This is a genomic window from Sporolituus thermophilus DSM 23256 (assembly GCF_900102435.1).
GTDB lineage: Bacteria > Bacillota > Negativicutes > Sporomusales > Thermosinaceae > Thermosinus > Thermosinus thermophilus.
Map to the genome: position 1 here is coordinate 41,325 of NZ_FNBU01000011.1, position 14,310 is coordinate 55,634.

General features: G+C 53.8%; 13 protein-coding genes. 5 read left to right on the top strand and 8 right to left on the bottom strand.

What is annotated here, in order from left to right:
- Positions 1-4 precede the first annotated feature (4 nt).
- The gene (locus BLQ99_RS08045) at positions 5-460 is read right to left on the bottom strand and encodes a tripartite tricarboxylate transporter TctB family protein (RefSeq protein ID WP_093689870.1); all 456 of its coding nucleotides are present in this window, start codon (positions 458-460) and stop codon (positions 5-7) included.
- Positions 461-519: 59 nt separating this feature from the next.
- Positions 520-1,530 (bottom strand): tripartite tricarboxylate transporter substrate binding protein, encoded by a 1,011-nt coding sequence (locus tag BLQ99_RS08050; protein ID WP_093689872.1) that lies wholly within the window; start codon positions 1,528-1,530, stop codon positions 520-522.
- 628 nt (positions 1,531-2,158) lie between these two features.
- Between BLQ99_RS08050 and BLQ99_RS08055 the strand changes: the two genes are divergently transcribed.
- From BLQ99_RS08055 to BLQ99_RS08075, 5 genes are all read left to right on the top strand, one after another.
- Entirely contained in the window at positions 2,159-2,884 is a 726-nt protein-coding gene (locus BLQ99_RS08055; protein ID WP_093689874.1) for an MIP/aquaporin family protein, read from the top strand.
- A gap of 29 nt (positions 2,885-2,913) precedes the next feature.
- The gene (gene glpK, locus BLQ99_RS08060) at positions 2,914-4,410 is read left to right on the top strand and encodes a glycerol kinase GlpK (RefSeq protein ID WP_093689876.1); all 1,497 of its coding nucleotides are present in this window, start codon (positions 2,914-2,916) and stop codon (positions 4,408-4,410) included.
- A 136-nt stretch (positions 4,411-4,546) separates the two neighbouring features.
- Positions 4,547-6,025, top strand: a complete 1,479-nt coding sequence (locus BLQ99_RS08065; protein ID WP_245690364.1) for an NAD(P)/FAD-dependent oxidoreductase — start codon at positions 4,547-4,549, stop codon at positions 6,023-6,025.
- Complete coding sequence (locus BLQ99_RS08070) at positions 6,018-7,319, top strand: NAD(P)/FAD-dependent oxidoreductase (RefSeq protein ID WP_093689878.1); 1,302 nt, start codon at positions 6,018-6,020, stop codon at positions 7,317-7,319. The genes BLQ99_RS08065 and BLQ99_RS08070 overlap by 8 nt, the downstream gene beginning before the upstream one ends.
- Positions 7,295-7,672, top strand: coding sequence for a DUF1667 domain-containing protein (locus BLQ99_RS08075; RefSeq protein ID WP_093689880.1), 378 nt, complete (start codon positions 7,295-7,297; stop codon positions 7,670-7,672). The genes BLQ99_RS08070 and BLQ99_RS08075 overlap by 25 nt, the downstream gene beginning before the upstream one ends.
- A 217-nt stretch (positions 7,673-7,889) precedes the next feature.
- Here BLQ99_RS08075 and ptsP read toward each other — a convergent pair whose 3' ends face one another.
- From ptsP to BLQ99_RS08105, 6 genes are all read right to left on the bottom strand, one after another.
- On the bottom strand, positions 7,890-9,617 hold the full coding sequence (gene ptsP, locus BLQ99_RS08080) for a phosphoenolpyruvate--protein phosphotransferase (RefSeq protein WP_216093644.1): 1,728 nt from the start codon (positions 9,615-9,617) through the stop codon (positions 7,890-7,892).
- 16 nt (positions 9,618-9,633) lie between these two features.
- The gene (locus tag BLQ99_RS08085; RefSeq protein ID WP_093689882.1) at positions 9,634-9,897 is read right to left on the bottom strand and encodes an HPr family phosphocarrier protein; all 264 of its coding nucleotides are present in this window, start codon (positions 9,895-9,897) and stop codon (positions 9,634-9,636) included.
- Positions 9,898-9,967: 70 nt separating this feature from the next.
- The gene (dhaM, locus tag BLQ99_RS08090; protein ID WP_093689884.1) at positions 9,968-10,360 is read right to left on the bottom strand and encodes a dihydroxyacetone kinase phosphoryl donor subunit DhaM; all 393 of its coding nucleotides are present in this window, start codon (positions 10,358-10,360) and stop codon (positions 9,968-9,970) included.
- A gap of 3 nt (positions 10,361-10,363) precedes the next feature.
- Positions 10,364-11,005: a dihydroxyacetone kinase subunit DhaL gene (gene dhaL / locus BLQ99_RS08095; RefSeq protein WP_093689886.1), complete on the bottom strand. Its 642-nt coding sequence runs from the start codon at positions 11,003-11,005 to the stop codon at positions 10,364-10,366.
- Between the two features lie 15 nt (positions 11,006-11,020).
- The gene (gene dhaK, locus BLQ99_RS08100; RefSeq protein WP_093689888.1) at positions 11,021-12,016 is read right to left on the bottom strand and encodes a dihydroxyacetone kinase subunit DhaK; all 996 of its coding nucleotides are present in this window, start codon (positions 12,014-12,016) and stop codon (positions 11,021-11,023) included.
- A 177-nt stretch (positions 12,017-12,193) separates the two neighbouring features.
- Positions 12,194-14,254, bottom strand: coding sequence for a sigma 54-interacting transcriptional regulator (locus BLQ99_RS08105; RefSeq protein ID WP_093689890.1), 2,061 nt, complete (start codon positions 14,252-14,254; stop codon positions 12,194-12,196).
- Positions 14,255-14,310: the final 56 nt, after the last annotated feature.

Below are 14,310 nucleotides of genomic sequence, written 5' to 3' on the forward strand. Positions count from 1 at the left end.
CCTCCTAGAGCGCAAAGATGCCTTCCGGCAGCGGCACCATCAGAATGTTGTTGAACAGATAAAAGACGCCTAAGGCAACGATTGCGGCCAACGGCACGCTGACGCGCCATTTCTGCCAGCCCAGACAGCGGGGGGCTAAGGCCAGGAACAAAAAAGTAGTAATGATAAAGCCAAGCATTTCCAACGCCTCAATATACATGGCAGCCAGCAGCAGGAGAAAAGCGCCGCCCTTTAGCTCGAGTCCCTGCCAGGGCGAGTCCTGTTTTTTATCCGAGGAGGAAATCATCCATAACCAGAGCGATAACAACAGCTGACAGACGCCGATAAATAAAGGGAAAACATGGGCGTCCACGACGGCCGCCATGGTAAAGCGCGGCAATTTCCACGCCGCGAGCATGTATAAGACCGATACGATGATTGAACCGGTGGCAATCCAGCGGTCGCTCGTCCATTGCTTCACTTTTGTCGCCTCCTTATCAGGCCGAACGGCCCCTGACGGGGCCGCTAGCCTGGCTTTGGTTACTTAATCAGGTTCATGCTTCTCAGCAGGTCACCCAGCATTTTGTTTTGCTCATCCAGGAACTTGGTAAACTCATCAGCTGGCGCGTAGGTGGGCACCCAGCTATACTTCTTGCAGGTATTGGCCCATTCTTCCGTCTTGCTCATCTTCTCGATAGCTTCCACCATGTACTTCTTCGCATGTTCAGGCATGTTAGGCGGACCGAAAATACCGCGCCAGACCTCAAAAGTAGCGTCGATGCCCTGCTCTTTTAACGTCGGGATATTGGCCACCCGGGGGTCTTTCAACCGTTCGGGCGAAGTGACGGCCAGGCCGCGGATATTGCCGGCCTCAACCTGGCCGAGGACGTCGCCCACACTGGTTGAAATAACGTCGATCGACCCGCCGAGCAGCGCCGCGATTAGTTCGCCGCCGCCCTGGAAGCTGATATACGGCACTTCTTTTATATTTACGCCCGCTTTGCTGGCGGCCATCATAAAGGCCAGGTGGTCCATGCTGCCGGGAGCGGAGGCGCCGCCGACCTTAACGCTCTTGGGGTCGGCTTTCAGCGCTTCGAGTACTTCTTTCAGGCTCTTATACTTAGAGTCTTTCTTTACTCCGAAAAACTCATAGTCGGAGAACAGGCGGGCAATGGGCGTCAGGTCTTTATAGCTGTTCTTGGTCTGACCGTTCAGGTTGGTAAGGAGCAGCGGCGGTGAATAGACGACAAGGGTGTGGGCGTCGCCTTTTTTGTTCTCGATGATGTGGCTTGAGGCTACCACTCCGCCGCCACCGGCACGGTTTTCCACCGGCATGGCCACCGGCACGATCTTCTTCTCGGTCAGCACCTGGGCCACGCTGCGGGCCGTTAAGTCCCAGCCGCTGCCCGGGCCGGCAGGCGCGATAATGGTAATCGGCCCGTTAGGATATTTGGGCTGCTGTTTGGCGCTTTCCTTGCTGCTGCCACAGCCGGCCACGACCATTACCAAGACGAGTAACAGGGCTACCAGGCTGGTCATTCTGATCCTCATGACTTTCACTCCTTTTTATGTAAGTTGTAGCAAAAACCGGAGCTTTCATCCTGCCGCTGACTGTCACCTCCCTGCCTCGCGCGCTGCCCGGTGGGGGCTTGGCGATTTTGGCAAAATTGCGCTATTCGTTTTTATATTTTCAATATTAAATAAATATGCCGGCACGGCCTCTTTTTGGTCATTTTGGTCCTAAAGTTCATGCCGTTAGGACCTTTTATTGTAGCTGCCGCTCCGGCTTGTCAGCCGGAGCCATCCATTATTCGTTTTGCCAATAGCTCCATGCTGCATTGCTGTTTGCCATTTACCGCCAAGCACATTTTACCTGGAAGTTTGTGAAAAAAATAATTTTTTTCGGATAGCAGGAATTGGCCAAAGAACCGAGAAAAGAAAATAAAAGTAATAAGAAGAAATTTATCGAATATTCATATAATGTAATATGGCCACAATTTAATACCGCTGCTGGACTGGAGATGAGGAGAAGTCCTAACGCACTTTATTTAACTGTAAAGTGCAATAGGACTTCTCTTATTTTTTTACAAAAGGAGGGTTTGCCGGTATCAATTTCTAGCATTTATAACCAAAATCCCTAATTCTGTAAAAAATTTCAAATGCAAAGGAGGGTTTAGGTATGACAAATCTGTTAGGAGAATTTTTTGGCACAGCGGTGCTCATTGTTTTCGGCAGTGGCGTAGTGGCCAACGTCCTGTTGAAAAAATCCAAAGCCGAGGGCGCCGGGTGGATTGTCATTACTGCCGGCTGGGCCTTCGGTGTTATTATGGGGGTATTCTGCGCCATTGCCGCCGGCGCGCCGCAGGCTGATCTTAATCCTGCGGTCACTTTAGCCAAAACGCTAATGGGCGTCTATACCGTACCCCACGCCGTAGCCACCATGCTGGCCGAGCTTGCCGGCGCGTTTACCGGCGCCGTAATCGTATGGCTGGCCTTTTTACCCCACTGGGAAATTACCGAAGATCAGGGAGCAAAACTGGGTATTTTCTGCACCGGCCCAGCGATCAGAAATTACTCTGCCAACCTGCTATGCGAAATTATCGGCACAGTCATCCTCATTGTCCCCATTTTTGCCATTTTCTCTAAAGCGGTCGGCGGCATCGCCCAAGGCCTTGGCCCCTACCTGGTCGGCATATTGGTGTGGGGTATCGGCCTTAGCCTCGGCGGACCGACAGGCTACGCCATCAACCCCGCCCGCGACCTCGGCCCGCGCCTCGCTCATGCCGTACTGCCTATTCCCGGTAAAGGCGGCTCTGACTGGAGCTACGCCTGGGTACCGATCGTCGGTCCGTTTATCGGCGCAATCATTGCTTACTTCATAGGCAAAACGTTCGGATTAATTTAAGGTACTATTTTTATTAGGGAGTGATTGGCATGACGAAAAAATATATATTGGCGCTTGACCAAGGCACAACTAGCTCACGGGCGATTATTTTTGACGACCAAGCTAACATCGTTGCTGTTGCCCAAAAAGAGTTTACCCAAATCTATCCCGCACCGGGCTGGGTAGAACACAACCCGGAAGAAATCTGGAGCACCCAGATTGGCGTAGTGGCAGAAGCGCTGGCCAAAGCTGACCTTAAACCCGAGAATATCGCCGCCATCGGCATTACCAACCAGCGCGAAACCACCGTCGTGTGGGACAAAGCCACTGGCAAGCCGGTGTATAACGCCATCGTCTGGCAATGTCGCCGCACTACATCTATCTGCGACGAAATAAAAGCCCAGGGGCTGGCAGCGACCTTCCGCCAAAAAACCGGCCTGGTAGTCGACGCGTATTTTTCCGGCACCAAGGTAAAATGGATCCTCGATAACGTGGAAGGCGCCAGAGAACGCGCTGCCCGCGGCGAGCTTCTTTTCGGCACTATCGACACCTGGCTTGTTTGGAAGCTCACCGGCGGCAAAGTGCATGTCACCGACTACTCCAACGCATCACGCACCCTTATGTATAATATCCGCGAGCTCAAGTGGGATGACGAACTCTTATCCATCCTCAACGTGCCCAAAGCCATGCTGCCAGCTGTGCGCCCGTCCAGCGAAATATACGGCCAAACCGCCCCGGAGGTCTTCTTCGGTGCGGCCGTACCTATTGCCGGCATCGCCGGCGACCAGCAAGCAGCGCTATTCGGACAGACGTGCTTTGCTCCCGGTATGGCGAAAAACACTTACGGTACCGGTTGCTTCATGCTAATGAACACCGGCGAAAAATTGTACGACTCGCAGAATGGTCTCTTAACCACTATCGCTTGGGGGCTAGGCGGCAAAGTCGAATATGCCCTGGAAGGCAGCATCTTTATTGCCGGCGCTGCAATTCAATGGCTAAGGGACGGACTGAAAATCATCGAAACTGCACCTGACTCCGAATATTTTGCCCGCAAAGTAGCAAGCACCGACGGCGTCTATGTCGTACCGGCGTTTGTCGGCCTAGGCGCACCTTACTGGGATATGAAGGCACGCGGCGCCATCCTCGGCCTTACCCGCGGCACAACCAAGGCGCATATCATCCGGGCCACTCTCGATTCGCTTGCCTATCAGACCAAAGACGTGCTCGGCGCCATGGAAGCCGACTCGGGGATAAAACTGCAAGCGCTTAAAGTAGACGGCGGCGCAGTTGCCAACAATTTGCTTATGCAGTTTCAGGCCGACATCCTCAACGTGCCTGTTGACCGCCCGCAAGTTACCGAGACTACCGCTCTGGGAGCCGCATATCTTGCCGGCCTAGCGGCAGGCGTTTGGCGCAGCAAAGAGGATCTGATTAATAATTGGAAGCTTGATCGCCGCTTCACCCCCGCCATGGATGATACCAAGCGGGCGAAGCTGTACAGCGGCTGGCAAAAAGCCGTAAAGCGCGCGATGGATTGGGAAGATTAGCAAATTAGCGGCATATATCATAGCCTTCGGACTTGGAGATAAAGAGATGGTCCAAACTTTGCTCGGTTAAAGCGGGGCAGAGATGGATCATCTCTTTTTCTGAATATTTACATTTTTTCAAAGGGAGATGCTGGACATGAAAGCAGACGTAGTCATCGTCGGCGGCGGCATCGTCGGCGCAGCAATTGCCCGCGAGCTAGCCAAATATGCACTTGACGTCATCCTTGTCGAACGCCATCCGGATGTTGCCATGGAAACTACCAAGGCCAACAGCGGCATATTGCACGCCGGTTTTGATGCGCCGACCGGTTCGCTCAAAACCAGGCTGAACGTGCGCGGCAATGAGCTGTATCGCCAGCTGCACAGTGAACTTGACCTAGAAATTAAGTGGACTGGCTCGCTGGTCGTCGCCCGCGACACGAGCGATCTGAAAACACTGGAAGAGCTATTGGCCCGCGGCAAGGCCAACGGTGTAACAGGTTTGGTCATGTTAGACCGCGAGGCGACGCTAGCGCGCGAGCCCAACTTAAACAAGGACATTACCGGTGCGCTCTGGGCGCCAACAGCAGGCGTGATTTGTCCGTTCGGCGCGGCCATCGCTATGATAGAAAACGCCGTGCACAATGGCGTGCGCGTTTTGACCGAGTGCGCGGTCGAAAAAATCGTCACCGCAAGTCATCGCATATGCGGCGCGCAAACTAACAAGGGTTTTATCAGTGCGCCCTTTGTCATCAATGCTGCCGGCGTGCACGCCGACGAACTTAGCCGGACGGCCGGCGACAGTAGTTTTGCCATAAGAGCGCGCAAAGGCGAATACATCTTGTTTGACAAAACAGCAGGCAATTTAGTAAACACCGTCATTTTTCCGACACCGACCAAAGTTTCGAAAGGCATTCTCGTCAGCCCCACCGTCCATGGCAACCTGTTCATCGGCCCCAATGCTTACGAAGTTGACGACCGCACTGACTTGGCCAGTACGCCCGCGGGCATGGAAGAGATTATTAGCGGCGCCCGCAAGATGGTGCCCAACCTCCCCTTGCACGCTACCATTACCCAGTTTGCCGGCCTGCGCGCAGCCGCCGACGACGGCGACTTTGTCATCAGGGCGTCAGCTACTGTCAAGGGGCTTATCCATGCGGCCGGTATCCAGTCTCCCGGCCTGACGGCGGCACCGGCCATCGCCGAAATGGTAGCAGGCATCTTACACGAGCAGGGGCTTGACCTGCGCCCCAAAGCTGACTTTAACCCTATCCGCCGACGGCGGCCCAAATTTCACCAGCTGCCGCGTGACGAGCAGCGCCGACTGGTCGCGCAAAACCCACTCTACGGCCGGATTATCTGTCGCTGCGAGTCAATCACTGAAGGTGAGATTGTTGACGCTATTCAGGCGCCATGCGGTGCCAGGACAGTTGACGCCGTAAAACGGCGCACCCGCGCGGGTATGGGCCGGTGCCAGGGAGGTTTTTGCGGGCCGCGCGTTGTCGCCATTTTAGCCCGCGAGCTGGGTATTCCCGTGACCGCGGTACGCAAGGACACCGCCCACTCTTATCTGTTTTACGCTAAACTGCCCGCTGATAGATATTGCAGCTCTTGCGAGGTGACCAACCATGACTAAAAGTAGCAGCACCCTTTGTTACGACGTGGCGATCATCGGCGGCGGCCCGGCCGGCCTGGCGGCAGCCTTAAGCGCACGCCAAACCGGCGCTGAAAAAGTGTTGATCATTGAACGTGACCGCGAGCCTGGCGGCATCCTCCAGCAGTGCATCCACAACGGTTTTGGCCTCCACCGGTTTCACGAAGAACTTACCGGCCCAGGTTATGCCCACCGGTTTATAAAAATGGTGGCTGACGACCCCAAAATCACGGTTATGCTCGACACCATGGCGCTTGAGGTTAGTCCGGACAAAACGGTCTGGGCCGTAAACCCCCAGGCCGGACTGGTAGCTATCCACGCCAAAGCGGTTGTTTTTGCCATGGGCTGTCGGGAGCGCACCCGGGGTGCCATCCGCATCCCAGGCTACCGTCCAGCGGGCGTGTTTACTGCCGGTGCCGCCCAACGCATGGTAAATATGGAAGGGTACTTGCCAGGCAAACGGGTTGTCATCTTAGGATCAGGCGATATTGGCCTAATTATGGCCCGCCGCATGACGCTCGAGGGCGCCAAAGTCGAAGCCGTCATTGAGATCATGCCTTATTCTAACGGCCTTACGCGCAACATTGTCCAGTGTCTTGAAGATTATGGCATTCCGCTGTACTTGTCCCATACCATCACCTTTATTCACGGGCGCGAACGTGTAACTGGTGTAACGGTAGCTAAAGTCGACAAACAGCTAAGCCCCATTCCCGGCAGCGAGTTTGACATTGCCTGCGACTGCATCCTTTTGTCAGTTGGCCTCATCCCGGAAAACGAGCTGTCCCGCGCTGCCGGCGTGGCCATCGACAACATCACCGGCGGTCCGATCGTCGACCAGTTCCGCCACACATCATTAAGCGGCTTTTTTGCCGCCGGTAATGTTGTACATGTTCATGACTTAGTGGACTTTGTATCCGAGGAAGGCGACATCGCCGGCAAATATGCGGCGCGGTACGCCCGTGGCGAGCTTGCCGCATCGGCGCAACAGGTAAGTGTGCTCCCCGGCGACGGCATACGCTCGGTTGTCCCGCAGCGCCTTACATTGGAAACTGCCAGCGACCCTGTGCGCTTATTTCTGCGCGTCGCCAAACCGGCTAAGGAAATCACCCTCCAAATGATATCTGCCGGCAAAATCCTCCTAGAGCGCCGGTTGCCAGTCGCCAAACCCAGCGAGATGATTGTCATCGAGCTTCCTGCTGATAAACTGCAAACCATTTGTGAACAAATAGAAATCAAGGCGGTGAAATCATCATGCGCAAAACTAAACGCCAAATAAGCTGCATAGTTTGCCCTATGAGCTGTGTAGGGGAAATAGAACTTGAAGGTGGTAACATAACCTCCGTAACTGGGTTTACCTGTCTGCGCGGCCAACAGTATGCGCGCGAAGAGGTAACAGCGCCCAAACGTATGTTAACAACCACCGTACAGGTCAGCGGCGGCCTACTCCCGCTTCTTCCAGTAGTCTCCCGCCAGCCGCTGCCAAAAGACAAAATTATCGACTGTGTGCGCTGTTTGACAAATATAACCGTAAAAGCACCTATCCGTGCAGGCGATGTTGTCTGCGCCAACATTCTCGGTCTCGGTGTAGACATTATCGCCAGCCGCGACCTGCCTGCCCACGCCGGTTAGCCTCTTAGCGCCGCCAGGTCGAAAAACCGGCACGGCATTAGCGGCGAAAAGCCCTTAAACTACCAATTGTTGCTATAGCTGCCGCGGCAAAATAAAGCTAGCCCGCCATAGCAAACGGGACGGGTTATGACCTAATAGGAGGCATAACCCGTCCCGTTTCTTTAGTAACGTAGCGCCTTACAAGAAGGTTTGGCATCACCGCCTGCTTCGAAAACGGTTAAGCCAAAGCAGCCGGGAAAATTTTGGCGGCAGCATGCTGTTTAACCTCATCAGCGCTAGTCATGGCCAAAACCTCATTGGCCACTTCTTTTGCCTGAGCAACTGACAGTCGCCGAATTGCCGCCTTGATTTCCGGCGCTGACGCCGGATTTACGCTCAGCTTGTCAACGCCGAAACCGACCAACAGCGCTGCCGCGAGCGGGTCGGCCGCCATTTCGCCGCATACGCTGACCCATATGCCCTGCTTGCGGGCAGCGTCGGCTGCTGCTTTGATTAAACGCAGCACGGCAGGATGATAGCAGGAGTAAAGGCTGCTGACCCGCGGATTGCCGCGATCAGCCGCCAGTGTGTACTGAATAAGGTCATTGGTGCCAATGCTGAAAAAATCGCACTCCTGGGCCCAAACATCGGCCATAAGGGCTGATGCCGGCGTTTCCACCATTATGCCCAGCGGAACATCTTTGGCAAACGGCTGTCCCTGCTCAGCCAGCTGCCGCTTAGCCTCTGCCATGAATTGCTTCGCTTGGTGCAGCTCGTCAATGCAGGCTACCATAGGCAGCATAACTGCTACTTTGCCGTAACAGCCAGCCCGCAAGATTGCTTTCAACTGCGCAAGAAACAGTTCGGGCAGGGAAAGACTTATGCGTATGCCCCGCCAGCCCAAAAACGGATTTTGCTCCCGCTCGTGATTTATGTAAGGCAATGGTTTGTCGCCGCCGACATCAAGCGTACGAATAACGCAAAGATGCTCGCCGCATTGTTTTACTGTCTGGCTGTACTGCTTAAATTGTTCTTCCTCCGTTGGCGGCGTTGCCCGTCCGGCAAACACAAACTCGGTACGGAACAGACCAACGCCTTCGCAGCCGGCCTTCAACGCGACAGTCATATCTTGGGGGCGGGCAATATTAGCGGCAACCGTTATTTTTGCCCCGTCGACAGTCGTTGCCGGCAACATTGCTGCGGCCTGCACTTCGCGCTGTCGCCGCGCATAATCGCTAGCCAGGCGCTGATAGTGGTCGCGTTCCTGCTTGTCCGGATTGATAATTATCGCGCCGGCATTGCCATCGACAATGACTTCCAGCCCGTCAGCCAGCTCCGGAAAAACTTCTTTAGCGACGGCGACGGCAGGGATAGACCGGGACTTAGCAATAATCGCCGCATGGGAAGTGATACCGGCCTGCCCAAGAATCAGCCCGGCCAGCTGACCGTTATCAGCTTCGGCCAAAAGCGACGGTTCGATTTCGCCGCCAAACAGCACCACTGCACTATCCTCTAGCGCAACGGCAGGCGCATTGAGCAGGCGGCGGGCGACGCGCCGTCCTGCATCGCGGATATCGGCAGCGCGGGCGCGGAAATACTCGTCATCCATTGCGGCAAACTCGGCGGCGTAATGTTCATAAGTGTCGAGCACCGCCTGCGGCGCAGGCAATTGCGCCCGAATCTTGGCGATAATCTCATCTTTTACAACCGGGTCGCTTAAGATTTCCAGCTGCACGTCAAGGACAGCCGCTAGGTCGGCCTTGCCGGCGCCGCGCGCCGCATTCGCCATAGCTCTAAGCTCTGCCGCCGCCTCAGACAACGCTTGCTCCAATCGGCACTTCTCGCCTTCTGGCGGTTCGCTTTGATACTGTCGTAAATACTGTTCAAAATTGGCCGGAGCGCTTTTTAGCCGCGCCGGCGCGGATATGCCTGGTGAAACCGGCCGCCCGACAAACATTGCGCACATTTATATCACGTCCTGGTTAGTTATTAAAACCTTGTGCGACAAGTTCGTTAAGCGCTTGCAAGCATTCGTCCTCGTCCGGACCGTCCGCGGCAAGAACGAAGCTGTCGCCCTGCTTAAGGCCCAGGCCCATAACGGACAATATGCTTTTGGCATCAGCTGTTTTATCGCGCGCACTGATGGTAACTCTGCTTTTAAATTTGGCAGCCAGCTGGACAAGAGCGGCTGCCGGCCTGGCGTGAAGACCTGCCGGATTATTGATGGTAAGCTGTATTCGCTGCACTGACTTTGACCTCCTACTGCTGGTTATATTTATGCGTTAAGTTTAGGAAAAAGTTGGTTTTTGGGCGGTGCTAAAGTTTGCGCATTGCCCGCGCGCCTTCAGCCGTAGCAGCGACTTCATCAATCGTCCCGCCGATAGCTGCTTGCACAGCGGCGGCAATGGCGCCTTCCAGAATGGGAGCGTCGATAATTCTGACATTTGCCTTAAACTGTTCGTCTAAAAGTTCCAGCGCCGTCTGGCTGCTGAGCACGGCACTGCCTAAGTCGACTAAGACAGCGACACCCTCGCCGGTCTGAGCAGCTTTAACAGCATCAACAATTTTTACAGCATCAGTCCCTATTTCGCCGTTTGCCAATCCGCCAGCAGCAATTATACTAAGCGAGGGGCCGGCCATCTGCCGGGCAAGTTCGGCAATACCTTCTGCAACTTTGGCGCTATGAGATACAATCACAATGCCAACCATTCTTTACTCCCAGTCCAGTTTAGTCTGCCGGCAAAAATCAGCCAGCGCTTTCAGCATCAAGTAAGATGACGTCGCCCCCGGATCCTGATGCCCGATGCTGCGTTCGCCCAGATAGCTGGCTCGCCCTTTGGCCGCGGGGATGGTTTTAGTATATTCCACGCCGCCATAAGCAGCCGTACATGCCGCATCAAGGCAAGCAGGCAAAGACTTGCCTGCAGCAATGGCGTCGGCAAATGCCGCAAGCGCCGGTTCAAGCGCATCAAGCATGGTTTTATCGCCGCTGGTTGCCTTGCCGCGTTCTTTAATGCCGTTGACGGCGGCAGCGAACATGGCCTGCGCCGTGTGCCGATCAAGGTTTGTTTTCCCTTGGCTGGCGGCGGCAGCACGCAAAAAAGCCGTACCGTACAAAGGGCCTGATGCGCCGCCGACAGTAGAAATCAGCGTCATGCCAACCAATTTCAGCGTAGCGCCTATTTCATTAGTCGCAGCGGACAATTTGGCAATGACCTGTTCAAAACCGCGCGCCATATTGATGCCATGATCAGCATCACCAATGGCGGCATCAAGGTCGGTCAAAAACTGTTTTTGGGCAATTATTGCTTCGCCGACTGCCTGAATGGCGGCTACAACTGTTGCTTGCGTCATAACTTTGTCCTCCTTTTAAAACTGCACAAGCGCAGGCGTGTCCGCCGGGGCCAATAGTAGCGTTTTAAGTTCGCCGTCAAGCTTAAGCAGCGTTACCGAGAAGCCGGCCATTTCCAACGAAGTCATATAGTTGCCGACATATGTTTTAACAATGTTCAAGCCGTGCGCCTGCAGCACGTTAAAGACTTTGCGGCTGACAATATACAGCTCCATCAGCGGCGTGCCGCCCAAACCGTTAACCATAACCGCTACTTCATCACCGCTGGCAGGATTTAAATCGGCTAACACCTTATCCAGCAGGTGTTCGACTATTTTATCCGCCGGCTCAATGGGGGCACGGTGCGTTCCTGGTTCGCCGTGAATGCCCATGCCTATTTCCATTTCGTTTTCAGCCAGAGTAAAGCTGGGTTTGCCAGCAGCCGGCACTGTGCAGGGCGACAGTGCTATACCCATTGAGCGGGCATTGGCAATAACTTTTTCCGCTATCTGTTTAACTTCGGCTAATTGCGCGCCGCTTTCCGCTTTAGCGCCGGCAATCTTGTGCACAAACACCGTACCGGCAATGCCGCGGCGGCCTGTTGTCCAGGTGCTGTTTTCCACCGCCACGTCGTCGTTGACAATTACTTTTTCCACTTCAATGCCGTCAGCAGCCGCCATTTCCGCTGCCATTTCAAAGTTAAGGAGGTCGCCGGTATAGTTTTTGATAACCAACAGCACACCTTTGCCGCCATTTACGGCCTTGATCGCCTCATACACCTGATCTGGTGTGGGCGAGGTAAACACCGCACCGGCAACCGCGGCATCCAGCATACCGCGGCCGACATAGCCGCCATGAGAAGGTTCATGCCCGCTGCCACCGCCGCTAACCAAGGCAACCTTAGGCTGGGGCGCGTTGGCCCGCACAAGCACGCTCAAGCCTGGCAGGCGACGCACATATTGTGGGTGGGCACAGACCATGCCTTGCAGCATTTCGTCTACAACCTGATCGGGCGAGTTAATAATTTTCTTCACAATATCACGCTCCTTGCGTAAAAAGATTATTGCAATGTGCTAATATCCTTACCAAGCAAAAAGCGTGCCAAGCTGCCAAAGCGGAATAAATCAAGCACAAAAAGTACTAATATTCTGAAACAACAACTAAAATTGTTATAAAATATCAAGTATTAAAGTAAGGTCTGGTATTTTTTATCAATCATGATACTTTTTATCAATATGAAGATGCGTCAAACCGTATTTGCGCGCTTTAGCGGCTACCGTTCTGTGCGTCAGCCCAAGCGCTTTGCCGGCCGCATTGTAACTGCCGTATTTTGTTAGTGCTTTGGTGATAATTGCTTTTTCGTATTCCGCCCAGGTGAGCAGCGGCGGAACGTCTTCTGCATTGCCAGTAGCCGATATTATCGCCGTTTGCTGTTGGGAAATATATGGCGGCAGGTCGGCAAGGCCAATTAAAACATTGTCGGACAATGAGCACAGCCGTTCTATGATGTTTTCCAGCTCGCGTACATTGCCGGGCCACCGATAGCGCATAAGCGCCTCCATCGCATTGGGAGCAACGGTTTTTAGCGGTTTATCCAGCTGGGCAGCAAACTTATGCAAAAAATGCTCAACCAGCAGGGGAATGTCTTCGCGCCGCTCGCGCAGCGGCGGCAAAAAAATCGGAATTACATTAAGCCGGTAATAAAGATCTTCACGAAATTCGCCGGCAGCTACCTTTTTTTCCAGATCGCAGTTTGTGGCAGCGATAATGCGCACATCAGCCTTAATAGTGCGTTCACCGCCGACGCGCTCAAATTCTTTATGCTGCAAGACGCGAAGCAGCTTAACCTGCATAGCTTTATCCATGTCGCCAATTTCATCCAAAAAAATGGTCCCTTTGTGCGCTAGTTCGAACTTCCCCAGTTTGCGCCTGACAGCACCGGTAAACGCACCTTTTTCATAACCAAACAGCTCGCTTTCCAGCAGGGTGACCGGAATGGCAGCGCAGTTTACCCTGATAAATGGGCCACCAGCACGCTGGCTGGCATAATGAATACCTTCGGCGATCAACTCTTTGCCAGTGCCGCTTTCGCCGCGGATCAGCACCGTAGCATTGGATGAAGCAGCCTTAGCAGCTAGCGCCAGCACATCCCGCACCAGGCCGCTCTTGCCGATAAAGCGCTTAAACAAGGAACCGGCATTTTTTACGCGGCGCAGCTCGTGTTCAAGGTATTCTGCCTTTTCCGTTGCCATACTAAGTTTATGCATGATTTCCTGAATTTCCGACATGTTTTTGACAACCGATACCGTGCCGACGACTTCATTGTCGACAATAATAGGATTTACATTGGCGACGACCATGGCCCCGTTAGGCTTAACGGAAATACTGCCGACTACGGGCTGGCCGGAAGACAGTACACGGCTGCGCGCTCCCTGCGGCGACAGCTGGTTGACGTTTATTCCGACTAGTTCAGCCGCTTTTTGGCCAATAATATGAGTATAGGCCGGATTTACATAAGTTATAGTGCCCTGGTGGTCGGTTACGCAAATTCCATCCTGTACTGTTTCCAAAACAAGCTGCAGTTGCTGCTGCAGTTCTTTGACCTGTTTGAGTTCAAAACTTAGTTTTTCAATTATGGAAATGTCTTCAAAAATTGCCACGGCGCCCCTGCTTTGCCCATTGACGATGATTGGCGTACGGTTGGTAATAACCACTGAATTGCCAATTTCCTGGCGCTGCCCCAGTTCGGCGACCATGGACTGGTTGACGGCCGGCAGGCGAGAATTGGGAATAATCTCGCAAATATGCCGACCAAGCGCCGCTTCTGCCGCAATGCCGGTGATGCGTTCGGCAGCCGGATTGAATATGGTGATAATATTTTTTTCATTAATGGCAATAAGACCATTGGCCATGCTGTTAAAAATTTCGCTGGCAGTAAAGGCGTTGTCTTGCAAAACATCGTCAACTTGCTGCATTATTGCCGCATCGACCAGCATAAAATCGCTTTCCAACAGCTGCGCCAAAATACTGGCCGCCTTGTCGGCATGCTGGCCACAGGCGGCTACGCGAACTTCTTCACCCTGTCTGATTTTAAGCGCAATAACAGCCATAATGTTAGTAGCCGGTGCCTGTTTGCCAGCAGCAGAAATAAGCAATAGTTCCGTTTTGTATAACTTCTCCAGTTCATGCGCCTTTTGCACAACCATCGCGGCAACCCTGGCATGGATGCCTTTAGCGTGCCGAATGACCGCGTTTTTACAGGTCCAGTTCATTCCGCAACAGCTCCTTTTTTCGTTTTCACGGAATTTGCAGACAACTCGCCCAGAAA